Annotated in this window: 19 protein-coding genes; 8 read left to right on the plus strand and 11 right to left on the minus strand. The window is 67.5% G+C overall.

The genetic code is table 11. The annotated features are described in order from the left end of the window. Window positions 1–33 precede the first annotated feature (33 nt). The gene (argH, locus tag HLG70_RS10730) at window positions 34–1,455 is read left to right on the plus strand and encodes an argininosuccinate lyase (protein ID WP_171664384.1); all 1,422 of its coding nucleotides are present in this window, start codon (window positions 34–36) and stop codon (window positions 1,453–1,455) included. Between the two features lie 122 nt (window positions 1,456–1,577). Continuing rightward, window positions 1,578–3,584, plus strand: coding sequence for a PEP/pyruvate-binding domain-containing protein (locus HLG70_RS10735; protein ID WP_171664668.1), 2,007 nt, complete (start codon window positions 1,578–1,580; stop codon window positions 3,582–3,584). A 7-nt stretch (window positions 3,585–3,591) separates the two neighbouring features. Here HLG70_RS10735 and HLG70_RS10740 read toward each other — a convergent pair whose 3' ends face one another. Both HLG70_RS10740 and HLG70_RS10745 read right to left on the minus strand, forming a co-directional pair. Continuing rightward, window positions 3,592–4,752 carry a CaiB/BaiF CoA transferase family protein gene (locus HLG70_RS10740; RefSeq protein ID WP_171664385.1) on the minus strand — a complete coding sequence of 387 codons (1,161 nt, stop codon included), beginning with the start codon at window positions 4,750–4,752 and terminating at the stop codon, window positions 3,592–3,594. A 118-nt stretch (window positions 4,753–4,870) separates the two neighbouring features. Continuing rightward, window positions 4,871–5,773, minus strand: a complete 903-nt coding sequence (locus HLG70_RS10745; protein ID WP_171664669.1) for a LysR family transcriptional regulator — start codon at window positions 5,771–5,773, stop codon at window positions 4,871–4,873. A 184-nt stretch (window positions 5,774–5,957) separates the two neighbouring features. Here HLG70_RS10745 and HLG70_RS10750 point away from each other — a divergent pair, with 184 nt between their 5' ends. Further along, window positions 5,958–6,947: a tripartite tricarboxylate transporter substrate binding protein gene (locus HLG70_RS10750; RefSeq protein WP_171664386.1), complete on the plus strand. Its 990-nt coding sequence runs from the start codon at window positions 5,958–5,960 to the stop codon at window positions 6,945–6,947. A 58-nt stretch (window positions 6,948–7,005) separates the two neighbouring features. Continuing rightward, window positions 7,006–7,467, plus strand: a complete 462-nt coding sequence (locus HLG70_RS10755; protein ID WP_171664387.1) for a MaoC family dehydratase — start codon at window positions 7,006–7,008, stop codon at window positions 7,465–7,467. 39 nt (window positions 7,468–7,506) lie between these two features. Here HLG70_RS10755 and lpdA read toward each other — a convergent pair whose 3' ends face one another. The 5 genes from lpdA to HLG70_RS10780 all read right to left on the minus strand — a co-directional run bounded on the left by lpdA (window position 7,507) and on the right by HLG70_RS10780 (window position 13,918). Further along, the gene (gene lpdA / locus HLG70_RS10760; RefSeq protein WP_171664388.1) at window positions 7,507–8,910 is read right to left on the minus strand and encodes a dihydrolipoyl dehydrogenase; all 1,404 of its coding nucleotides are present in this window, start codon (window positions 8,908–8,910) and stop codon (window positions 7,507–7,509) included. Between the two features lie 2 nt (window positions 8,911–8,912). Further along, entirely contained in the window at window positions 8,913–10,247 is a 1,335-nt protein-coding gene (locus HLG70_RS10765; protein WP_171664389.1) for a dihydrolipoamide acetyltransferase family protein, read from the minus strand. A gap of 1 nt (window position 10,248) precedes the next feature. Further along, on the minus strand, window positions 10,249–11,292 hold the full coding sequence (locus HLG70_RS10770) for an alpha-ketoacid dehydrogenase subunit beta (RefSeq protein WP_171664390.1): 1,044 nt from the start codon (window positions 11,290–11,292) through the stop codon (window positions 10,249–10,251). 2 nt (window positions 11,293–11,294) lie between these two features. After that, the gene (locus HLG70_RS10775) at window positions 11,295–12,527 is read right to left on the minus strand and encodes a 3-methyl-2-oxobutanoate dehydrogenase (2-methylpropanoyl-transferring) subunit alpha (RefSeq protein WP_171664391.1); all 1,233 of its coding nucleotides are present in this window, start codon (window positions 12,525–12,527) and stop codon (window positions 11,295–11,297) included. Between the two features lie 206 nt (window positions 12,528–12,733). Continuing rightward, a complete protein-coding gene (locus tag HLG70_RS10780; RefSeq protein WP_171664392.1) occupies window positions 12,734–13,918 on the minus strand; it encodes an acyl-CoA dehydrogenase family protein in 1,185 nt (394 codons plus the stop codon). A gap of 181 nt (window positions 13,919–14,099) precedes the next feature. Between HLG70_RS10780 and HLG70_RS10785 the strand changes: the two genes are divergently transcribed. The 4 genes from HLG70_RS10785 (at window position 14,100) to HLG70_RS10800 (ending at window position 19,228) form a co-directional block, all read left to right on the plus strand. Further along, window positions 14,100–15,881: a TetR/AcrR family transcriptional regulator gene (locus tag HLG70_RS10785; RefSeq protein WP_171664393.1), complete on the plus strand. Its 1,782-nt coding sequence runs from the start codon at window positions 14,100–14,102 to the stop codon at window positions 15,879–15,881. Beyond that, window positions 15,878–16,987, plus strand: a complete 1,110-nt coding sequence (locus HLG70_RS10790; RefSeq protein WP_171664394.1) for a hypothetical protein — start codon at window positions 15,878–15,880, stop codon at window positions 16,985–16,987. The genes HLG70_RS10785 and HLG70_RS10790 overlap by 4 nt, the downstream gene beginning before the upstream one ends. After that, complete coding sequence (locus HLG70_RS10795; protein ID WP_171664395.1) at window positions 16,984–18,189, plus strand: CaiB/BaiF CoA transferase family protein; 1,206 nt, start codon at window positions 16,984–16,986, stop codon at window positions 18,187–18,189. Before HLG70_RS10790 ends, HLG70_RS10795 begins: the two co-directional genes overlap by 4 nt. A 76-nt stretch (window positions 18,190–18,265) precedes the next feature. After that, window positions 18,266–19,228, plus strand: coding sequence for a Bug family tripartite tricarboxylate transporter substrate binding protein (locus tag HLG70_RS10800; protein WP_171664396.1), 963 nt, complete (start codon window positions 18,266–18,268; stop codon window positions 19,226–19,228). 12 nt (window positions 19,229–19,240) lie between these two features. On the opposite strand, the gene HLG70_RS10805 is transcribed toward HLG70_RS10800, so the two are convergent. From HLG70_RS10805 to HLG70_RS10820, 4 genes are all read right to left on the minus strand, one after another. Then, window positions 19,241–19,834, minus strand: a complete 594-nt coding sequence (locus tag HLG70_RS10805; RefSeq protein ID WP_171664397.1) for a nitroreductase family protein — start codon at window positions 19,832–19,834, stop codon at window positions 19,241–19,243. An 87-nt stretch (window positions 19,835–19,921) separates the two neighbouring features. Then, a complete protein-coding gene (locus HLG70_RS10810; RefSeq protein WP_171664398.1) occupies window positions 19,922–20,905 on the minus strand; it encodes a Bug family tripartite tricarboxylate transporter substrate binding protein in 984 nt (327 codons plus the stop codon). Between the two features lie 180 nt (window positions 20,906–21,085). After that, window positions 21,086–21,901, minus strand: a complete 816-nt coding sequence (locus HLG70_RS10815; RefSeq protein ID WP_171664399.1) for an enoyl-CoA hydratase — start codon at window positions 21,899–21,901, stop codon at window positions 21,086–21,088. Next, window positions 21,898–22,641 carry a FadR/GntR family transcriptional regulator gene (locus tag HLG70_RS10820; RefSeq protein WP_419144814.1) on the minus strand — a complete coding sequence of 248 codons (744 nt, stop codon included), beginning with the start codon at window positions 22,639–22,641 and terminating at the stop codon, window positions 21,898–21,900. Before HLG70_RS10820 ends, HLG70_RS10815 begins: the two co-directional genes overlap by 4 nt. Window positions 22,642–22,651: the final 10 nt, after the last annotated feature.

Genomic DNA, 22,651 nt, shown 5'->3' on the forward strand with positions numbered 1-22,651 from the left:
CCCGCGGCGCGAGGCCCTATAATTCCGCCCATCATGGCAAACACTCCCTCCTCCGATCAAAACCAGTTCGCCAATAAGGCGCAGGCCTGGTCCGCCCGGTTCTCGGAACCGGTTTCCGAACTCGTCAAACGCTACACGGCGTCCGTGGATTTCGACAAGCGCCTGGCGCGCCACGACATCCAGGGCTCGCTCGCGCATGCGGACATGCTGGCCGCCCAGGGCATCATCGGCGCCCAGGACCTGGCCGACATCCAGCGCGGCATGACGCAGATCCTGTCCGAAATCGATGCCGGCAGCTTCCAATGGCTGCTGGATCTGGAAGACGTCCACCTGAATATCGAAAAGCGCCTGGTGGAACTGGTGGGCGATGCGGGCAAGCGCCTGCACACCGGCCGTTCGCGCAACGACCAGGTCGCCACCGACATCCGGCTGTGGCTGCGCGACGAAATCGACAACCTGCAGCACCTGCTGCGCCAGCTGCGCCACGCGCTGGCCACCGTCGCGCTGGAAAACGCCGGCACCATCATGCCGGGCTTCACGCACCTGCAGGTCGCCCAGCCCGTCACGTTCGGTCACCATCTGCTGGCCTACGCTGAAATGTTCGGCCGCGACGCCGAGCGCCTGGCCGACTGCCGCCGCCGCGTGAACCGCCTGCCGCTGGGCGCCGCCGCGCTGGCCGGCACGTCGTTCCCGATCGACCGCGAACGCGTGGCCAAGACGCTGGGCTTTGACGGCGTGTGCCGCAACTCGCTGGACGCCGTGTCCGACCGCGACTTCGCCATCGAATTCTGCGCCGCCGGCGCCCTGATCATGACGCACGTCTCGCGCCTGTCCGAAGAGCTGGTGCTCTGGATGAGCCCGCGCGTGGGCTTCATCGACCTGGCCGACCGCTTCTGCACCGGCAGCTCGATCATGCCGCAAAAGAAAAACCCCGACGTGCCCGAGCTGGCCCGCGGCAAGACCGGCCGGGTCAACGGCAACCTGGTCGCCCTGCTGACCCTGATGAAAGGCCAGCCCCTGGCCTACAACAAGGACAACCAGGAAGACAAGGAAGGCCTGTTCGACACGGTGGACACCGTGCGCGACACGCTGACCATCTTCGCGGACATGGCTGGCGGCATCAAGGTGAAGGCCGAAAACATGCGCGCCGCCGCCCTGCAAGGCTTCGCCACCGCCACCGACCTGGCCGACTACCTGGTCAAGAAGGGCGTGCCCTTCCGCGACGCCCATGAAGTGGTGGCCCACGCCGTGCGCGATTGCGAACAGCGCGGCTGCGACCTGGCCGACCTGTCCACCGACGACCTGAAGGCCTATCACGCCAGCATCGGCGAAGACGTCCATCAGGTCCTGACCCTGGAAGGCTCGGTTGCCGCGCGCAAGCACGTGGGCGGCACCGCCCCCGAGCGCGTCGCCGAAGAAGCCCGCCTCGTCCTGGCGGAAACCGCCGAAGGCTGATTCCGGCCCCGGTCGCGGCACCCAGGCAAGGCCCCCATCCGGGGGCCTTGTTGTTTCTGGCGCCGCGTCCCCAATAAGGGACGATATGATTGCGCCTTTCCCGCATCCTGTTCCCGCCTCCCATGCTGCACTTGCGCGCGCCGCTCAAGCCTATCGCCCTGCCCCGCGCATTCCTGGCCGTCCTGGCCACGGCCTGCCTGCTGAGCCCGGCCGCCAGCCCCCTCGTCCAGGCACAAACCGCCCGCAAGCCATCGCCTTACGAGAACGCGCGGCCCTTGCGGCCCGATGAAAGGGAAGCACGCAAGGAAGAGGACGCGCGCGGGAGCGGCCCGGCCTTCCTGGACCAGATCCGTACCCAGGACGAATTCCGGCAACTGGCGCGCGTCTACAACGCCGGCACGCCGCTGGAGATTCCGCACGTGCTGTTCGTGATCGACCGGCAGCGCGCCAACCGCATCTACTACGTCCACACGCCCCGCTATGCGCTGCACGAGACCTTCGCGCGCGAGCGGCGCCTGCTGTCCGGGGACAAGGCCGCGCTGATCGCCCAGTACAAGGACCCGAACCGGCGCCTGCTGTTCGGCACGCTCAGCTGGCAGCGCGACCTGCCCGGCTACACCTATGAATTCTGGGAGGGCGACCTGCTCACGCCGGCGTTGCTGGCCTTGACCGAGGAAACGCTGGCCGCGACGTTCCACGAGCCGCTGCGCTTCAAGACCAATTCCACGCTGCAGGAACAGACCGCGCAACGCGCGGGCCTGAGCTTCGTGACCCAGGAGGCGCTGCTGCGCGAGCAGACCTTCCTGCCGCTGAACACCGGCCGTGCGCAGGGCCGGTTGCGCATCGTCAAGTCCGTGGACGACACGCCCGACCTGTCGCCCACCGACATCGTCGTGCTGGACGAAGTGCCCGTGGCGCTGCCCCCGGTCGCCGGCCTGGTCACGCAGCGGCCGTCCACCCTGCTGTCGCACGTGAACCTGCTGGCCAAGGGCTGGCGCATTCCCAACGCCTACGTGCGCGACGCCGTCGCGGCGTTGCGCGAACATGACGGCCAGTGGGTCGAGCTGACGGTCTCCGGCAATGGCTACCAGGTGCAGCGCATCGCCCAGCCCGCCGCGCACGCGCCCAAGGCCGCCAGTGCGCCGCTGCCCAAGCCCGACCTGAGCGTGCGGGCCATCAAGCCGCTATCCGGCATGACGACGCGCGACAGCCGGCATTGCGGCGTCAAGGCGGCCAACCTGGGTGCGCTGAAATCCGTTCTGCCCCCGGCCGCCAGCGTGCCGGACGGCTTTTGCATCCCATTCGCCCAGTACGCGGCGTTCATGCGGCAGCTGCGCGTGCCCGAACGCGTGGCGGCGCTGGAGCAGCGTCCCGACTTCGCGGCCGACGCCAACGTGCGCCGCGCCGAACTGGCCGCGCTGCGCCAGGACATCATCCAGGCTCCCGCCGACCCTGCCCTGGCCGCCGCGTGGCACGATCGCTGGCAAAAGCAGCTGCAGGGCCACGGCGTCTTCGTGCGCAGCTCGTCCAATTCCGAAGACCTGCCCGGCTTCAGCGGCGCGGGGCTGTACACCACCGTGCCCAACGTGACACAGGCCGACGCGCTGGCGCGGGCGGTGCAGACGGTATGGGCCTCGGTCTACAACTTCGAGGCCTACGAGGCGCGCCGCGCGGCCGGCATCGGGCAGGAAGGGGTGGTGATGGCCGTGCTGGTGCAACTGGCCGCGGCTTCCGACAGTTCGGGCGTGATGATTACGCGCGACCCCTTCGATGCCTCGCGCCGCTACGTGACGTACATATCGGCCAAGCGCGGCCTGGGCATCAAGGTGGTGGAAGGCAAGCGCCAGGCCGAGCAACTGATGTATTCCAGCTGGTCCAAGGCGGTGCAGGTGCTGAGCCGCTCGGCCGAGGACACGCAACTGGTGGCCGATGCCGCCGGCGGCCTGCGGGAAGTGCCGATCGAAGGCGCCCGGCAGGTGCTCAATGACGCCCTGGTCGCGCGCCTGGCCGCCGTCGGCCGGCAGGTCAGGCAGCGCCTGGGCAACGTGGACCAGGACATCGAATGGGCCGTGCAGGGAGACCGCATCCTGATCCTGCAGGCCCGGCCGTACATCGACGGAAGCCGCTAGCCGGAGGTCACATCGTCAGGTCGATGCCCAGCTCGGCCAGGATCGCCTCGGTGTGCTGACCCAGCGCCGGCACGTCACCCATTGCCGCTTCGGTGCCCGACAGTGTGGCGGGCGGCAGCAATGCCCGGATCGGCCCCGCAGGCGTAGCGACATCCCGCCAGCGTCCACGCGCGGCCAATTGCGGATGATCCCAGACCTCGTGCATGGAATTCAGCGCGGAATTGGCGATGCCCCCCTCGTCCAGCCGCCGCAGAACCTCGTCGCGCGAGAGTGCCGCAAAGCACTCAGCGATAAGCGCATCCAGCGCCTGGCGATTGATGACGCGCAGGACGTTGGACGAAAAGCGCTCGTCCGTCGCGACGGCCGGGTCCTGCAGCACGTCCACGCAGAAGCGCACCCATTCGCGTTCGTTCTGCAGCCCGAAAATGATGTCTTTGCCGTCGCCCGCCGGATACTGGCCGTAGGGCGCGATGGCCGGATGCGCTACACCATTGCGGGCGGGCGGCGAACCGCCGTAGTGAGCGAAATTCAACGGGTAGGACATCCATTCGGCCAGCGCCTCCAGCATGGTGACCTCGACGCGCAGGCCGGCGCCCGTGCGCGCGCGCTGCAGCAGCGCTGTCAGAATTCCGGAATATGCATACATGCCCGCGGAGATATCGGCTATGGATATGCCGGTACGCGCCGGCGCGTCGGGTGCGCCGGTGACCGAAATCAGGCCGGCCGCGGCCTGGATAAGGAGGTCGTAGGCCTTCTTCTGATGAAATGGGCCGCTGTCGCCGTAGCCAGAGATATCGCACACGATCAGCTTGGGGAACTGAGCGTGCAAGCTAGGGAAGTCCAGCCCCTTGCGCTGGGTTGCTCCGGGGGCCAGGTTCTGGATGAAGACGTCGGCCTGCCCCAGAAGCCGCTGCAACACCGCGCGCTCGGCGGTCTGCTCCAGGTTCAGGCACAGGCTTTCCTTGCCCCGGTTGGCCCAGACGAAAAACGAAGACAAGCCGAGTACCGTGCCGTCATAGCCCCGCGCGAAGTCGCCCACGCCAGGACGCTCGATCTTGATCACGCGAGCGCCCAGATCCGCCAGCTGGCGACTGGCGAAGGGCGCGGCGACGGCATGTTCAAGCGCGACGACAGTAATGCCATCCAGGGGATTCAAAGCTGCGGTCATATCGTCCTGTCAGTCGGAGTGGGCGGCCGGTCCATCCGGCGCGCGACCATGGGAAAATTATAGGAACGCAGTCCCAGCCACCGCCAGTCGATAATTTTTAATCGCCCTTCAAGATTCTCTAATCGCTGGGTTCCGCCGGCGTCAACTGAGTGACAAAGCCGACGAAGTCACGCGCATACACGGGCAGCGCTTCCATGCAGCGCATCACCACGCGTTGTTCCCGAACAGCCCAGGCCTCCTCGATTTCCACGCACTCGATCTTGCCCTGCGCAATGGCGCCCGCGGCGACCGAGCGTGGCACCAGGGAGATGCCCGCGCCCTCCTGGACGCAGCGCAATACCGCATCGAAATTGGGCGCATGCACACGAACGCGCGGCTTGATGCCCAATTGCTCGGCCATCTGCTGCAGATAGAGAAAGTTGCTGCTCTTGCGGCCGATCGCCACCACATCGTGCGCCAGCGCGGCTTCCAGCGACACGCGCCGATGCAGGCCCAGCGGGTGGCGGGGCGGAATGATGAACAGCAGTTCGTCCTTGCCATAGGTGATGAACTCCAGCCCGCGCATCTCTATGGCCCCCGCCACCAATCCCACGTCCGCATGCCCGTCCTGCACTGCCTTGACCGTTTCAGCGCTGAGACGTTCTTCCAGGTCGACGTTGACATTCGGGTAGGCCGACAAAAAGCGGCTCAGCGCGGCTGGCAGGCTGCTCATGGTGCTGCTGTTGGCGAACACGCGAATGTGCCCCTCGATGCCGTCGGTATGGCGGCGCATCTCTCCCTGCAGGCGCTCGACATTGCCAAGAATGGTCTGGGCGTAACGCAGCACGGTCATGCCGGCGGGCGTCAGCGACATGCCCTTCTGCGTGCGCACGAACAGTGGGACGCCCATCGCCTGTTCCAGGTTCTTCAACCGGTAGCTGGCCGACGGCGCGGTCAGATGGAGGTCGGACGCGCCGCCCGTCAGGCTCTTGGCCTCGGCGATGGCCATGAAAACACGCAGGTCGGTCAGTTCGTAGCGCAATGCAATCACCCCCGCCAACCCCGCCATGCCGCCCCGGGGAAAGCCACTGTTAGAAAGGTTCTAAGTCGAGGAAAAAACATTCGACTGTTCGCCCCGGATCATCGTCTTTATATTCTGACGCAGCCAGCGAGCAAACCCGAAGCCGCTCGCCGCCGCCAGGCAAAACAATGACCGGAGACACCCGATGAACAGACGATTTCCCTGGCCTCAGCTGGCCTGCAAACTGACTGCCGCGATATGCCTGCTGGCCACGGCGCCTCTGGCCTGGGCTCAGCGGGGTTTCCCGGAACGGCCGGTGAAGCTGGTCGTGCCCTATGCTGCCGGGGGCCCCACGGATACCTTCGCGCGCGCCCTGGCAGAAAGCTGGAGCCGCCAGACAGGCGCCACATTCATCGTCGAGAACCGCAGCGGCGCAGGCACGATGGTCGGCACGGAAATGGTTGCCAAGGCCCCGCCCGATGGCTACACGCTGCTGCTCACCACCGTGGCGCATGCGGTAAATCCAAGCATTCACGCGACCCTGCCTTATCGCACCGTCGAAGACTTCGCTCCGGTCGGACTCGCCGCCAAAGCGCCATTGGTGCTCGTCGTCAACAAGTCCATGCCGGTGCAGACCTTGCCGGAGTTCCTGGCGTACCTGAAATCGCACCCGGGCAAGATCAACTACGGTTCGGCCGGCATTGGCAGTGCGCCGCACCTGGGCGCCGAGCTGGTCAACTACCTGGCCGGCACGCGCGCCATGCACGTACCTTATCGTGGCAGCGCCCCCGCCATGGCCGACGTCATCGGCGGACACCTGGATTTCATGATCGACAGCGCGCCTACCGGCCTGGCCCAGGTGCAGGCCGGCACGGTCCGCCTGCTGGCGACATCGATGGGGAAGCGCTTGCCGCAAACACCGGACACGCCCGCCATTGCCGAAGCCGTCCCGGGCTACGAGGCCTATACCTGGAACGCCGTGTTCGCGCCCGCCGGCACGCCCGCCCCGCTACTCAAGAAGTTGACTGCCTCCCTGCAGGCCGCGCTGCATGACGAGGCGCTGAAGCGGCGAGCCTACGACATGGGCCTGGTCCTGGAAACGAATCCCACGCCGGCCGCCCTGGCCGACTTCCTGGATAGCGAGCTGAAGAAATGGAGCGAAGTCGCCAAGGCGACCAACATGAGCGCGAATTGAAACCGGCCCGGCAAACCGGACGAAACTCAACCTGCAAGCCCAAGGACAGGATCCCCGCATGATCAAGCATCAAATGTGCGCGCAGCGCTACTTCGAAGATTTCCGGATTGGCGAAATCTTCAATCTGCCTTCCCGCACAATGACCGAAGCGCTGTTCGCGGCGTTTCAACTCGCCAGCGGCGACAACCACCCCGTGCACTACGACGTGGAATACTGCCGCGCCCACGGCATGCCCCATATGCTGGCGCACGGCTTCCAGGTGGCCATCCAGACCGCCGCCGGCGCCGGCCTGTTCCCGCATATGGTGGAAGATTCGCTCAAGGCATTCCTGGAACAAAGCAGCCGCTTTCTCAAGCCGGTCTATGCGGGCGACACCTTGTATGCGTCCCTGCGCGTGGCGGAGCTGGCGCCCGGGCGCAACACCGGCGTGCTCGTCATGCACAGCGAAGTGCGCAACCAGCAAGGCACGCTGGTGCTGGATGGCATGCAGAAGTATCTGCTGCGAAAGCGCCCCGCCTGAATTGCCGGCCGCCGCGTCCCCGCGGCGGCCTCAAGCCGGCTAGATATGCAGCGCGTGCCCCAGCGCCTTGAGCGCCGCTTCCTGCACGGCCTCGCCCAGGGTGGGATGGGCATGGATGGTGCCGGCCACGTCTTCCAGCGTGGCCCCCATCTCCAGCGATTGGCCGAACGCCGTGGACAGCTCCGAGACGCCGCGCCCCACTGCCTGCCACCCCACAATCAGGTGATTGTCGCGGCGGGCCACGACGCGCACGAAGCCGTCGGTGGATTCCAGCGTCATGGCGCGGCCGTTGGCGGCGAACGGGAAGGAAGCCGTCAGGCAGTCCAGCCCCGCGCTTTCGGCTTCCAGGGGCGACAGCCCCGCCACCACGACCTCGGGATCGGTGAAGCACACGGCGGGAATCGAGGCCGGCTGGAAGTGGCGCCGCTTGCCGGCCACCAGTTCCGCCACCATCTCGCCCTGCGCCATCGCGCGGTGCGCCAGCATGGGTTCTCCGGCAATGTCGCCGATGGCCCAGACACCGCGCATGGACGTGCGGCACTGGTCGTCGATACGCAGCGCATTGCCGTTGCGGTCGAGCTGCAGGCTTTCCAGCCCCCATCCCTGGGTGCGCGGACGGCGTCCCACCGAGATCAGCACGCGGTCGGCGGGCAGCAGGGTTTCGGCGCCGCTGGCGTCCTGCACCCGCACCGCGTTGCCCGCGCCGTTCAACCCCAGCACCTTGCGCTCCAGATGCAGCGCCACGCCCATCCTGGCCAGGGCGGCAGCCACCGGCCTGGTGAGCTCGGCGTCGTAGGTCGGCAGGATGCGGTCCTGGGCTTCCACCACGGCCACTTCCGCGCCCAGTTTGCGATACACGGTGCCCAGTTCCAGGCCGATGTAGCCGCCGCCGACCACCACCAGCTGCTTCGGGATGCTGGTGGGCGACAGGGCCTCGGTGGACGACACCACCATCGCGCCAAACGGCATGGACGCAAGCGGCGTGGGCTCCGAGCCGGCCGCAAGCAGCAGGTGTTCGCACTGGATGCGGATGCGGCCCGCGTCGGGCGTTTCCACCTCCGCGGTCTTGCCGTCCAGCAGCGTGGCCCAGCCCTGCACCACCTCGACGCCATTTTTCTTGAGCAGCGCGCCCACGCCGCCCGTCAGCTTGCCGACGATGCCGTCCTTCCAGGCCACGGTCCGCGCGATATCGATGCGGGGCGCGTCCACGGAAATGCCCAGCGCGGACTGGCCGGCATAGTGGCGCGCCTTGTCGAATTCCTCGGCTGCGTGGATCAGGGCCTTGGACGGAATGCAGCCGATGTTCAGGCAGGTGCCGCCCAGCCGGGCGCCTTCGACCAGGATGGTCGGCACGCCCAGCTGCCCGGCGCGGATGGCGGCCACGTAGCCGCCGGGGCCGCCGCCGATCACCAGCAAGGTCGTTGTCTTTGTGATCTGGCTCATGCTTACTCCACGAAAAGCAGCGCGGGTTGTTCCAGCAGCGCGCGCACCGCCTGGATGAAGCGCGCCGCGTCCATGCCGTCCACCACGCGATGGTCGAAGGACGACGACAGGTTCATCAGCTTGCGCGCCACCACGGCGCCGTTGCGGATGGCGGGCCGCTCGACGATGCGGTTGACTCCCACGATGCCCACCTCGGGATGGTTGATCACCGGCGTGGTGACGATGCCGCCCAAGGGACCCAGGCTGGTGATGGTGATGGTGGATCCGGACAGCTCATCGCGCCCGGCGCCGCCGCTGCGCACGGCCTGCGCCAGCCGCCCGATCTCGGCCGCCATGGACCAGAGGTCGCGCGCCTCGGCGTGGCGCAACACCGGCACCATCAGGCCGCCGTCGCTCTGCGTGGCGATGCCGATGTGCACGGCGCCATAGCGCGTGACCACGCCGGCCTCGTCGTCGTAGCGCGCGTTGATCTGCGGGAAGTCACGCAGCGCCACCACCATGGCGCGCGCCAGCAGCGGCAGCAGCGTCAGCTTGCCGCGCGATTCGCCCCACTTCAGGTTGAGCTGGACGCGCAGGTCTTCCAGTTCGGTCACGTCGATTTCCTCGACGTAGCTGAAGTGCGGAATGCGGCGCTTGGATTCCGCCATCTTCTGCGCGATCTTCCTGCGCAGGCCGATGACGGGAACGGCTTCTTCGTCGTTGCGCTCGGCATAGGCCGAAGCGGCGCGCGCGCCGCTGGCCGATCCTTGCGCCTGCAGATAGGCGTCCAGGTCCTCGTGCATGATGCGCCCGGCCGGGCCGCTGCCCTGGACATAGCGCAATTCCACCCCCAGGTCCCAGGCGCGCTTGCGCACGGCGGGCGAAGCCAGCGGCTTCTCGCCGGGCTGGCGGGGCGCGGCGGGCGCACCGCCGCGTGCCGGACGCGATGCCTGCGGCCTGGCCTGAGCCGGCGCCGGGGCGGAGCCCGGCGGCACGGCGGCCGCGGCCGGGCGGCCGGAAGCGGCCGGCTCCGATTTCACGGGCGCATCGGCCGCGGCGGGCGCGGCCTTCTGCGGCGCGGCCGGCGCGGCCGCCCCCGCCTTCACATTGCCCTCGCCTTCGACTTCCAGGCGGATCAGTTCACCGCCCACGGCCATCACCTGGCCGACCTCGCCGCCCAGCGCCACGACCTTGCCGACGACCGGAGACGGGATCTCGACCGTGGCCTTGTCCGTCATCACATCGGCCAGCGGCTGGTCCTCGGCGACGGTGTCGCCCACCTTGACGTGCCAGCCCACCAGCTCGACTTCGGCAATGCCTTCGCCGATGTCGGGCATCTTGATGATATGAATCCCCATCTCACACCTCCATCGCGCGTTTGAACGCCGCGCCGACACGGCGCGGGCCCGGGAAGTACGCCCATTCCTGCGCATGCGGATAGGGGGTGTCCCAGCCGGTCACGCGTTCGACGGGCGCCTCCAGATGATGGAAGCAGTGTTCCTGCACCAGGGAAATCAGTTCCGCGCCGAAGCCGCAGGTGCGCGTGGCTTCATGCACCACCACGCAGCGGCCGGTCTTCTTCACGGAATTCACGATGGCGTCCAGGTCCAGCGGCCACAGGCTGCGCAGGTCGATGATCTCGGCGTCGATGCCGGTCTCTTCGGCCGCGGTCAGCGACACGTGCACCGTGGTGCCGTAGGTCAGCACCGTCAGCTCCGAACCCGGCCGCACGATGGCGGCCGATTCCAGGGGCACGGTGTAATAGCCGGTGGGCACGATGCTGCCCGGACGTCCGGTCCAGGGCGTCACGGGACGGTCGTGGTGGCCGTCGAACGGGCCGTTGTAGAGCCGCTTGGGTTCCAGGAAGATCACCGGGTCGTCGTTTTCGATGGCGGCGATCAGCAGTCCCTTGGCGTCATAGGGGTTGGACGGCATCACCGTGCGCAGGCCGCAGACCTGGGTGAACATCGCCTCGGGGCTCTGGCTGTGCGTCTGCCCGCCATAGATGCCGCCGCCGCAAGGCATGCGTATCGTCATCGGCGCGATGAATTCGCCCACCGAGCGGTAACGCAGGCGCGCGGCCTCGGACACGATCTGGTCGGAGGCAGGATAGAAATAGTCGGCGAACTGGATCTCGCACACGGGACGCAGGCCGTAGGCGCCCATGCCCACCGCCACGCCGACGATGCCGCCTTCGGAGATCGGCGTGTCGAACACGCGCGAGCTGCCGAACTTGGCCTGCAAGCCCTCGGTGCACCGGAACACGCCGCCGAAATAGCCGACGTCCTGCCCGAACACCACCACATTGTTGTCGCGCTCCAGCATCACATCCATGGCCGAGCGCAAAGCCTGGATCATGGTCATCGGCGCCGAGGCCGGACCAGCGTTGTTATCGATTGCCATGGTCAGACTCCGAGCTGCTGGCGCTGCCGGCGCAGATGCTCCGGCATGTCCTTGTAGACATCTTCAAAAATGCTGGCGGCGCTGGGGACGTGGCCGTCCACCAGGGTGCCGTAGCTTTCCGCTTCCTTTTGGGCCGCCAGGATCTCGGCGTCGAGCTCGGCGCGGACGGCGTCGTGCTCGGCATCCGACCAGATGCCCAACAGGATCAGGTGCTTCTTGAAGCGCTCGATCGGATCGCCCAGCGGGAAGTGGCTCCAGTCGTCGCCGGGGCGGTACTTGGTGGGATCGTCGGAGGTGGAGTGCGGACCGGCGCGGTACGTCACCCATTCGATCAGGGTCGGCCCCAGGTTGCGGCGGGCGCGCTCGGCGGCCCAGCACGACGCGGAATAGACCGCCAGGAAATCATTGCCGTCCACCCGCAGCGACGCGATGCCGCAGCCCACGCCGCGGCCCGCGAAGGTCGCGCCTTCGCCGCCGGCGATCGCCTGGAAGGTGGAAATGGCCCACTGGTTGTTGACCACGTTCAGGATGACCGGCGCGCGGTACACATGCGCGAAGGTCAGCGCGGTGTGGAAATCCGCTTCGGCGGTGGCGCCGTCGCCGATCCAGGCCGACGCGATGCGCGTGTCGCCCTTGATGGCCGACGCCATGGCCCAGCCCACCGCCTGGATGAACTGCGTGGCCAGGTTGCCGGAAATGGTGAAGAAACCGTTCTCGCGGTCGGAGTACATCACCGGAAGCTGGCGGCCCTTGAGCGGGTCGCGTTCGTTGGACATCAGCTGGCACATCATGGTCACCAGCGACACGTCGCGCGACAGCAGGATGCTCTGCTGGCGGTAGGTCGGGAAACACATGTCGCCCTGTTCCAGCGCCAGCGCGTGCGCCGTGCCGATGGCCTCTTCGCCCAGGCTCTGCATGTAGAACGAGATCTTCTTCTTGCGCTGGGCGGTCAGCATGCGCCCGTCGAAGATGCGCGTCTTGAGCATGGCCCGCATGCCGGCCCGCAGCAGATCGTTGCTGATCTCCGGCGCCCAGGGTCCGACCGCGCGGCCGTCGTCGTCGATCACCCGGACCAGGCTGTAGGCCAGCCCGCCGGTATCAACCGCGGCAACATCAATGGGGGGCTTGGGCACCTCGCCGGGCGGCGACAGATGCAGATAGGAAAAGTCGGTCTTGCAACCCGGGCGTCCTGTCGGCTCGGGGACGTGCAACTTCAGCGGCCCATATTGGCTCATGTATTGTCTCCACGCTTGATCGTGTCACGCGTTTCTTATTCAACAAGGGCGCAGCCCGAGGAGGTAACCCAAGGCATTGCCATCGTCGGCGCGGGATCGGGATGGCAGTCCCCCGCCGGTCGAACGAGATTAGCATAAGGCGGGTGCGCGCAGCTCACCCGCCGGGCTGGTGAAGAGGGATACTTGGGCCAGGCCGCAAGGCCGATCTACTGACGCAGCACATCCCGCGCAATGATGAGTTTCTGGACTTCGCTTGCGCCTTCGTAGATGCGCAGGGCGCGGATCTCGCGGTACAGGCTTTCCATGATCCCGCCCGCCTGCAGGCCGCGCGCGCCGAACAGCTGCAGCGCCGAATCCACCACCGCCTGCGCGTTCTCGGTGGCGACCAGCTTGGCCATCGCCGCCTCGCGCGTGGTGGACAGACGCTGCACATCCCGGCGCCACGCCGCGCGGTAGGTCAGCAGCGCCGAGCTGTCTATCAGCGCGGCCATCTCCCCCAGCTTGCCCTGCGTCAGCTGCAGGTCCGCCAGCGTTCCTCCGAACATGCGGCGATTCCGCGCATGCGCCACCGCTTCGTCGAACGCGCGCCGCGCGAAACCCAGCGCGGCTCCGGCCACCGACACGCGAAAGATGTCCAAGGTGCGCATGGCCAGCTTGAAGCCCTCGCCCGGCGCGCCCAACAGGCGCGTGGCGGGGATGCGCAAGTCCGAAAAACGCAAGGTCGCCAGCGGATGCGGCGCCATCACATCGATGCGCTCGGCGATGGAGAAGCCGGGGTCGTCCGGATAGACGACAAAGGCCGAGATCCCGCGCGTGCCGGGCGCGTCCTCGCTGCGCGCGAACAGGGTGTAGACGTCGGCGATGCCGCCGTTGGAGATCCAGGTTTTCTCGCCGTTGATGATGTAGTGGTCGCCGTCGCGTCGCGCGCGGCAGGTCATGGCGGCCACATCCGAACCCGCGTCCTTCTCGGACAGCGCGAAGGCCGGAATGAGGGTTCCGTCGGCGACCCGGGGCAGGATCTCGGCCTTGAGCTGCTCGGACCCCGCCAGCCCGATGGCGCCGCTGCCCAGCCCCTGCATAGCAAAGGCAAAGTCCGCCAGGCCGTGGCGATAGGCCAGCGCCTCGCGCGCCAGCGCCAGGCCGCGGGATTCGATCTCGGGCGTATCGCCCCCGTGCGTTGCAGGCACGCTGGCGCGCAGCAGGCCGGCGGCGCCCATGGCGCGGACCAGTCCGCGGCAGCCCTCGTCGACATTGGCGGGCGTGGCCGCCGCGAATTCCTGGCTGTCGGCGAATTGCTCGACCCGGCGCAAGTACTCGCGGTGTCTCGCGTCAAAGAATGGCAGCTCCATCAGTTCGCGCTGGTGCAACGGGGTCGACTCGATTCTGGCCATCAGGAATGCTCCGGTAGTCGTAATGGGATCATCAGTCTAGTGAAATACCAACCAGTATGTAATGTCTGATACCTCAGGGTTTTCCTATATAAATCAATGAACGAAAGCCATTGACCGAAGCGGGAACGAGCCATAACCTACGCACTGGTATGGAACAGTTATACGCATCAGGATGCCCCGCATGGACATGATCTGGTCCCCTCCTTCCGACGACGCCGGTCCCTGGCGATCACAGGCCGCCCGGCTTGCCGCGCAGCCCTGCGAAAGCGGCGACGACGCACAGGCATGGCGCGACAGCGGCCTGGCCGGGCTGCTCGGCGGCGAACCCTCGGCCGTTGCCGTCCTGGCCGTCCTGGAGGGTCTTGCCGCCGCCCGCCCCCGCCTGTCGGTCATGCTTGCGGGCGCATGGGCCGGAGCCGCCGCGCTGGCCCAGCCCGGCCCCAGGAAGAAAAGCCGGGGAGCGGCGAAAAGCGCCGCCACGGCGTTTCCTGTCTGCCCCGTGGATGCGTTTGATCCGGCGACAGGCCTGCCGGCCTTCACGATCACCGCGGAAGGCCGCAGCTGGAGATTGCGCGGCTCGGCGAACTGTCTGGGACCGACTGCCGATCCGGGCGCCGCGTTGCTCGTCTATGCCCATCATGCGGACGCCCCCGGCAGCGTGTCCTGCGCGCTGCTGCCGGCGGCAAGCGCCGGCATGGCAGGCGCCGCCGGCCCCGAGGATGGACCGGGCGGCCTGGTCCACATCGACACGCTGATCGGCGCCAGCCTGTGGCTCGGCCCCGTCCGCGGAGCGCAGGCCGCCCTGCTCCGCACGAACGCATTGCGCCGCATCGCCGCCGCGGCGCAAGCCTGCGGCGTCGGCCTTGCCGCCTACGAAGCGGCGCGACTGGCCTTGCCGGCAAACGGTTCTGATTCCGACGTCGCCCCCGCGCGCGCGGCGCTGGAGCTCGCGGGCTGCGCCAGCGCACTATCGGCGGCCCGCATGATGCTGTACGAAGCCGCCCGCGCCGCGCAGGCCGGCAAGGACATTCACTTCTTGAGCGCCATGGCGCTGCTCTCGGCCGGCGAATGCGCCGAACGATTGCTCGCGGCCGGCTTCAAGATCGCCGCCGAACAGACGCGAGCCGACCCGCGGCCGCTGCAGGCCCTGCTGCACGCGCGCCAGCAGCATCTGGCCACCGCGGGCCCGCTGGATGCGCAAGCCGCGCTGCTGGCGCGCGCGATCACCCCATCCCCCCTCCATCCGCCCCTGGGAGTCCACAGCAACATGCGCAATGCCACCACTTCGGCCATCCGGCCCGACATGCCCCCAGGGCGCGTCGCCGAAATCCTGGACGCGGCGGCCACCGCCTTCACCCAGCAAAGCTACGACTCCACCACGCTGGACCAGATCGGCGATGTGCTGGGCGTCACCAAGGGCACCATCTATCACCACTATCGCAGCAAGGCGCACCTGTTCGCCGCGGTGTATCAGCGGGCGATGGAAATGAACATAGAGACCATCACCCCCATCGCCACCCAGGACGGCGTGCGCGCGGTGGACAGGCTGTATCGCATGGCCTATGCGCACGCGATGCAGGTAATGAGGCACCTGTCGTATCAGCGCATTGCGGTGCAGGGGCTGGAATCGCACCTGATGGGCCGGGTCAGCGAGGACCAGCGCCAGCGGCTGGCCGAAGTCATCAGCCTGCGCGACCACTACGAGGAATTGTTCGTGAACGTCATGGCGCAGGCCATGGAGGCGGACGAACTGCCCCGGCAGAATCCCCGCCTGGCGGTCAAGCCACTGTTCGGAGCCATCAACTGGACCACCATGTGGTACCAGCCGCGGCCTGGCGAAACCGCCGCGGACCGCGACCGTCTCGCGACCCATCTCGCCACCTTCGTCCTGTCCGGCCTGACGCAGGCGCATCAGCCCGCGGAACCGCCCATATTGGCATCGAGCCAGGAGCAGCAAGCATGAGCATCAGCGCCTCCCCCCCTGCCGCCGCCGGCAGCGAAGCCGCCCGCTGGTCCGCCGTGGCCGAGTGGTATCACGCCTATTTCACCGGGCTGGTGATGACCATGGTGACCCGGCGCGGCAGCCGCGAAGCCGCCGAGCTCGTGTTCCACATCTTCCGCCGCCAGCACCTGGAGCGCTTCCTGCCCGGGCTGGAGAAGCTTGGCCTGCAAGGATTGCCGCCCGCAGTGGCGGCCGCGCGGTATCACTACCTGTCGAACGCCATCGGCGGCGTGCGGGTCGAATACGTCGAAGCCACACCGAAGAAAGTCTGGGTCCGGTATCCGCCGCCCCGCTGGGCCTGGCACGGGACCGCCATTTGCGCCATTCCCAGCGAAGTCTCGCGCGCGGTGCTGCGCGGCTGGCATGCGCACAACGGCGTATCGCTGGGCACCCGCAGGCTGGGCTTTGTCTGCACCAAGCAGACCATGGACGGCCAGCCGGGGCTGGAGGGCTATTACTGCGAATACGAGCACGACATCGCCGAGGACGAGCGCCTGCGCTTCGCGCGCGGCGAAGAGGCGCCCGACTTCGATCCCGCCCTGGCGCCGACCCTGCCCACCGCCAACTGGCCCGTCGAACGCCTGCAGAAGGCAAAGCGGAACTACGCCATGGAGTATGTGCGCACCGCCCTCCCGGAACTGATCGGACTGCACGGCCCGCACGAGGCCGCGTGGCTGGCGGGGATCACCGGGCGGCTGATCGGGATGCAGTTCTACAGCGATACCGCCCATGCCATGGCCCTGCCCGATCAGGGCAACGCCTTGGACTTTGCGCATTTCCTGGTGGCGCTGGCTCGCGCGCAGGGAGACGATGCCGAGCTCATCGACGACGGCGGCGCGCCGGGCGTGCGCCAGAAGAGCTGGAAGCTCATGGCGGGCCTGCCGCAACTGCACCACGCCGCGTTCGATGCCTGGAACTGCCTGCTGGACGGCGCGCTGTCGGCACACAACCGCCGGCTTGAACTGAAGGTGGTCCGCCGCCTGGACCAAGGCGACGCCGCCTTTGAATGGCGCGTGGCGCCGCGCGGGGTCCACGTTCCGGCCCAGGCCGGCGGGATCTCCGCATGAGCGCCGGCAGCCTGAGCGGCCTGCGCGTGATCGACGCCTCGCGGGTGCTGGCCGGCCCGTACTGCGGGCAGGCATTGGGCGACCTGGGCGCCGATGTCGTCAAGATCGAGCCGCCCGACGGCGATGAGACGCGGACCTTCGGCCCCGCCGTCAACGCGGGCGGCGCGGCGTACTTCCAGGCGCTCAACCGCAACAAGCGCGGCATGCGGCTCGACCTGAACCTGCCGGCCGCGCGGGAAGTGCTGTGGCATCTGCTGGAAGATGCCGACGTGCTGATCGAAAACTTCAAGGCCAGCACGCTGCGGGCGTGGGGCATCGCCGACCCCGCCCAGCTATGCGAGCGGTTTCCGCGGCTGGTGCATTGCCGCATCACCGGCTTCGGCGATGACGGCCCGCTGGGCGGCATGCCTGGCTATGACGCCGCGATCCAGGCAGCCTCCGGGCTGATGAGCGTGAACGGCGAAGCCGAGGGCCCCGCGCTGCGGCTCGGCATCCCGGTGGTCGACCTGGCTACCGGCATGCAAGCCACCATCGCGGTGCTTGCCGCCCTGCAGGAGCGCGTCCGCTCCGGCCGCGGCCAGCTTTGCGACGTGGCGCTGCACGACTGCGCGCTGGGCATTGCCCACCCTCACCTGGCCAACTATCTCTGGAGCGGCAAGGAGCAGCCCCGTTCCGGCAACGGCCATCCCAACATCTCGCCTTACGACTCCTTCGACACCGCCACGACGCCGATATACATCGCTGTCGGCAACGAACGCCAGTTCGCCACCCTGTGCGCGGAACTGGGATGCCCGGAACTGGCGCGAGACCCCCGCTTTCACCGCAACCTGGACCGCATCGCCAATCGCGCCGCGTTGCGCGAGGCCTTGCTGCAGGCGCTGGCCCGGCATGACGGAGCCGTGCTCGCCGATCGCCTCATGGCGGCGGGCGTACCGGCCGCGCCCATCCGCAGCGTGGCCCAGGGCGCCGCCACCCCGCATGCCGCGCATCGCGCAATGGTGCTTGAGCAAGACGGCTATCACGGCGTGGGATTTCCCATCAAGCTGCGCCGCACGCCAGCCAGCCTGCGCACGCTGCCGCCGTTGCCGGGGCAGCACAACCAGGAGATCCTGCGCGCGGCGGGGTACAGCGAATCGGATATCGCCCGTCTGCTCGAGACCGGCGCGTTGGGGCCGGTTCAGGGCGCGTCAATCCCGCCCTGACACGACCGGCAAGGAACTTCGGCACCAAGCCGCAACATAGCGGCCACCGGCAACACCACAATCAAGGGAGACAACCATGAAATTGCGGCACCTGCCTTTGCTGGCGGCACTCCTTGCCAGCCCGGCCGTCCAAGCGTCGGATGATTTTCCGAAGCAGCCCGTGCGCATCGTCGTCCCGCATCAGGCGGGATCCACCACCGAAACCTTCGGGCGCATGCTGACGCCCGAAATGAGCACGCTGCTGGGCAAGCCCATCGTCATCGAAGCGCGCGCCGGCGCCGCCGGCACCATCGGCGCGCGCGACGTGGCGATCAGCAAGCCCGATGGCTATACCGGACTGATGAACGCGTCGATCCAGGTCATGTACCCGGGCATCTTCAAGGTCCTGCACTTCGATCCCATGAAGGACTTCACGCCCGTGGGCGTGTTCGGCTTCGCCCCCATGGTCGCCGTGGTGCGGACGCAATCGGCTATCACCAGCTTCAAGGACCTGCTCGAAACCGCGCGCGCCAAACCTGGAACCCTGACGTTCGCCTCCGGCGGCCTGGGCTCGCTGCCGCATCTGGTGGGCGAGCTGGTCAACCTGCGCACCGGAACGCGGATCTCGCATGTTCCCTATAACGGCACCGGCCAGGCGCTGACGGATGTGATGGGGGGACACGTGGATGTGCTGTATGCATCGGTCGCTAGCGCGATCCCGCTGATCAAGGGCGGCAAGCTGCGGGCCCTGGCGGTCACGTCGGCATCCCGGATCGACCTGCTGCCGGACGTGCCCACCATCGCCGAATCCGGCATCGCGGATTTCGACGTGACGTCCTGGTACGGGTATTGGGTGCCCCGCGGCACGCCGCCCCAGGTCGTCGCGAAGCTGAACCAGGCCATGCGGGACGCTTCGGCGATGGAGCCCGTGCGCAAGCGGCTGGCCGGCGAAGGCATTATCCCGAGCCGCATGACGGCCGATGAATTCGCCGCGTTCGCCGCGGCGGAAAACGTCAAATGGCTGGACGTCATGAAACAGGCGAACGTCCAGCCCAACTGAACCGCCCGCCGGTCAGACCGGCCCGGTCCACTCCGTGACGAAGTCGCGGTAGTCCGGGCGGTTGGCCGGCGGCACGGCGCAGGCCGGGGTGCCCACGGCCAGGAAACCCAGGAAACGGTAGTCCAGGGAATCCAGGCCCAGCGCGTTCTGGACGTCTTCGACGTAGGTGCCCACGCCGGTGCTCCAGAATGCGCCATAGCCCAGCATGTGCACGGCGTTCAGGATGTTCATGACGGAGCAGCCGGTGGCCAGCAGTTGCTCTTGCTCGGGAATCTTGGTGTTGTCATGCGCGATCTTCTGCGCCACGCCTATGAACAGGGGCACGGCGGCCATCCATTCGCGCACCGATTTTTCCTTTTCCGGCGTCATGCGCGGATCGCCGCTGCGCTTGACGGCCTCAAGCGCGACGTCCGCCAGCTTGCCGATGGCCTCGCCCTGGATCACGACGAAACGCCATGGGCGCAGCGCGCCGTGATCGGGGGCCGACATGGCGGCCTGCAGGATCTGTTCGAGTTCGTCGGGCTTGGGCGCCGGCGCCCGCAGGAATTTGAAGGAACGGCGCGAGGTCAGGGCGTGCAGCGGAGTGGCGGTCTGGGTTACGGTCATTGATTCAGGCGCAAATGGGAAAGAAACAGATTCTCATAGTACGCCAAGTCCCCGCCCGCCTCCTCCATCCCCACGCGGAGCCAGAGGTCATTCGATCTGGATGTTCACTTCCTTGATGACCGTCGCCCACCGCGCCAGTTCCGCGTTGACGAACTGGCCCAGTTCCGCCGGGCTGCTGGCGCCGGGGGTCGCGCCCTCGCCCTTGAAGCGGGTTTGCAGGGCCGGCATGGCCAGGGCCCGGGCGACGGCCTTGTTCAGCACGTCGACGACGGCGTCGGGCGTGCCCTTGGGCGCCATCAGCGCGTTCCACGTATTGATCTCGTAGCCCTTGAACGAGGTCGTTTCGGCGACAGTGGGCACATCCGGCAGTTCGGTCGAGCGCTCCCGCGTGGTGACGGCAAGAGCGCGCAGGCTGCCGGCCTTGACCTGAGGCAGCGCCGCCGGCAGGGTCGCGAAGCTGAACTGCGTTTCGCCGCTCATGACCGAGGAATTGGCCAGCGCGCCGCCGCGATACGGCACGTGCTGAATCGTCACGTGCGCTTCCGAGGCGAACATGGCGCCCGCCACGTGCACCGGAGAACCGTTGCCGCTGGACGAATAGTTCAGGTCGCCCGGCTTGGCGCGCGCCAGCTCGACCAGGTCTGCCACGGACTTGACCGGAAGCTTGGGGTTGGCCACCAGTACCAGCGGAATCGACGCGATCATGCTGACCGGCGTGAAACCGCCCACGGGATCGTATCCCAGCGACTTCCTGTACACGGCCGGATTGATGCCATGGCTGGACACGGTGGCCATGAACAGGGTGTAGCCGTCGGGCGCGGCCTGCTGCACCGCGGCCGCTGCGATGTTGCCGGCGGCGCCAGCCTTGTTCTCGATGATGATGGGCTGCTTGAGCTCTTTGCTGAGCTGTTCGCCGAGCGCCCGCGCCAGGATGTCGGTCGTCCCGCCCGCGGAGTAGCCCACGATGATGCGGATCGGCTGGCTGGGGTAGCTGCCCTGGGCATGGGCGGGCGCCGCCGCGCATGCCCATGCCAGTCCGGCCAGCGCCAATTTCAGGGTAGTCGTTTTCATATCTGTCTCCTCGTCGCCGCGCTTGCCTGCGCGATCTGTGGCTACGCCTTCCGGGGAATCGGGGCGGATGCCGGGGGGGGGGACCGGAACGAAGCCGCATTCAAGACGCAAACGTCCCCGGGCCGCGCCGGGAAAGCGCGGTCCTGGAACCTGCGTGGGGAATCCGGCCTGGCGCCGGAATCAGGTGCCGGTGAACACCGGCGCTCTTTTCTCCGCGAATGCCTTGCGGCCTTCGCGATAGTCATTGCTTTCGAAGCACTCCATGACCAGACGGCGCATGCCTTCCACGTCGACCTCGGGCCCGAGTTGCTGCATCTGGCGGATCATCCGTTTACCGGCGCGCAGCGTCAGCGGCGCATTGGCCTGGATCTGGGACAGCATCTTGTCCAGCACCGCTGGCAATTCCTCGGCGGGCGCCACCTTGCTGAGCAGGCCCAGTTCCTTGGCCTCTTGCGCGGTATAGCGCGCCGCCGTCAGGAAGATCTCCAGCGCATTGGCCGGGCCGACCGCCGTGACCAGGTTGCGGATCGCGGTCAGCCGATAGCCCAGCCCCAGCTTGCCCGCGGGGATCGCGAAGGAACTGCCTTCCGATGCCAGCCGGATATCGCAGCACAGGGCAATGTTCAAGCCGCCGCCGATGCAATAGCCCTGGATGTACGCCAGCGTGGGCTTGTCGTAATCGTAGAGCGCCAGTTGCGCCGCCTCGGCGACCACCTCGTAGGCCTGGACCGCCTCTTCGCCGCTGCGCAAGGTGTCGAACTGCGAAATGTTCGCGCCGCTGACGAACGCCTTGCCGCCCGCGCCCTGCAGCACCACCGCGCGGATCTCCGGGTCCTGTGCGAACGCCTTCAGCACGACCGGAATGGCTTCCCACATCGCATACGAAACGGCGTTGTGCCGCTGCGGATCGTTGAATGTCAGCCAGCCCGCCGCACCGCGCTTTTCAGCCACGATGTGATCGGTGATCTCGCCCTGCAGGATGCGTTGGATGTTCACGGTTGCTTTCCTTGTATGACTGTCTGGTGTCTTTGAATGCCGTTGGTCAGGTGCGTGCGCATGGCCTGTCGCGCCGCATCGCTGTCGCCCGCGGCGATCGCATCGAAAATCAGGTGGTGCTCGCGTTCGATCTCGGCCACGCGTTCGGTGCCGGCGCTGGTGTAGCGCAGCGTGCGCACGGCGCCGCGGAACACGTGCCGCAGATGCGCGAGCAGCCGGACAAAATAGGGATTGTTGGTCGCCTCGCCCACCGCCATGTGGAAGTCGAGCGCATGATCGGCGCCCGCCTGCCAGTCATTGCCGGCGGCGTCGACCCTCAACAGGGCCTGTCGCAGGGTCTCGATCTGCTCGGGCTTGCGATGCAGCGCCGCTTGCGCGGCCGCGCCCGACTCCAGCTCGACCCGCAGCCAGAAAATATGCGCCAGCGGCTCGGGCTGCAGCAGGTCCTCGGGCGCAATCTCGAAATTGCGCGTGCCGACGTCCAGCGCCACGAAGGTACCCACGCCGCGCCGGGTATCCACATACCCCGACAGTTTCAGGCGGGCGATCGCCTCGCGCACGACATTCCGGCTGACCGCGAACATCTGGGCCAGTTCGAATTCCGTAGCCAGCCGCTGGCCCGGCTCGAACTCGCCCGAGACGATCTTCTGGCGAATCTGCGCGGCGATCTCGTCGGGCAGATTGTCAGGACGTCCCAGGCTGGAAAAGACCTGGTCGGCGGCGGTGGAAGTGGCGTTCATCATGGGGCGG

The sequence above is a fragment of the Achromobacter deleyi genome, from assembly GCF_013116765.2.
Taxonomy (GTDB): Bacteria; Pseudomonadota; Gammaproteobacteria; order Burkholderiales; family Burkholderiaceae_B; genus Achromobacter; species Achromobacter deleyi_A.

Bases quoted from the DNA above. Each gene is read 5' to 3' on its own strand.
- argH (WP_171664384.1), top strand. From the start codon at position 34: ATGGCAAACACTCCCTCCTCCGATCAAAACCAGTTCGCCAATAAGGCG.
- HLG70_RS10735 (WP_171664668.1), top strand. From the start codon at position 1,578: ATGCTGCACTTGCGCGCGCCGCTCAAGCCTATCGCCCTGCCCCGCGCA.
- HLG70_RS10740 (WP_171664385.1), bottom strand. From the start codon at position 4,752: ATGACCGCAGCTTTGAATCCCCTGGATGGCATTACTGTCGTCGCGCTT.
- HLG70_RS10750 (WP_171664386.1), top strand. From the start codon at position 5,958: ATGAACAGACGATTTCCCTGGCCTCAGCTGGCCTGCAAACTGACTGCC.
- HLG70_RS10755 (WP_171664387.1), top strand. From the start codon at position 7,006: ATGATCAAGCATCAAATGTGCGCGCAGCGCTACTTCGAAGATTTCCGG.
- lpdA (WP_171664388.1), bottom strand. From the start codon at position 8,910: ATGAGCCAGATCACAAAGACAACGACCTTGCTGGTGATCGGCGGCGGC.
- HLG70_RS10765 (WP_171664389.1), bottom strand. From the start codon at position 10,247: ATGGGGATTCATATCATCAAGATGCCCGACATCGGCGAAGGCATTGCC.
- HLG70_RS10770 (WP_171664390.1), bottom strand. From the start codon at position 11,292: ATGGCAATCGATAACAACGCTGGTCCGGCCTCGGCGCCGATGACCATG.
- HLG70_RS10775 (WP_171664391.1), bottom strand. From the start codon at position 12,527: ATGAGCCAATATGGGCCGCTGAAGTTGCACGTCCCCGAGCCGACAGGA.
- HLG70_RS10780 (WP_171664392.1), bottom strand. From the start codon at position 13,918: ATGGCCAGAATCGAGTCGACCCCGTTGCACCAGCGCGAACTGATGGAG.
- HLG70_RS10785 (WP_171664393.1), top strand. From the start codon at position 14,100: ATGGACATGATCTGGTCCCCTCCTTCCGACGACGCCGGTCCCTGGCGA.
- HLG70_RS10790 (WP_171664394.1), top strand. From the start codon at position 15,878: ATGAGCATCAGCGCCTCCCCCCCTGCCGCCGCCGGCAGCGAAGCCGCC.
- HLG70_RS10795 (WP_171664395.1), top strand. From the start codon at position 16,984: ATGAGCGCCGGCAGCCTGAGCGGCCTGCGCGTGATCGACGCCTCGCGG.
- HLG70_RS10800 (WP_171664396.1), top strand. From the start codon at position 18,266: ATGAAATTGCGGCACCTGCCTTTGCTGGCGGCACTCCTTGCCAGCCCG.
- HLG70_RS10805 (WP_171664397.1), bottom strand. From the start codon at position 19,834: ATGACCGTAACCCAGACCGCCACTCCGCTGCACGCCCTGACCTCGCGC.
- HLG70_RS10810 (WP_171664398.1), bottom strand. From the start codon at position 20,905: ATGAAAACGACTACCCTGAAATTGGCGCTGGCCGGACTGGCATGGGCA.
- HLG70_RS10820 (WP_419144814.1), bottom strand. From the start codon at position 22,641: ATGAACGCCACTTCCACCGCCGCCGACCAGGTCTTTTCCAGCCTGGGA.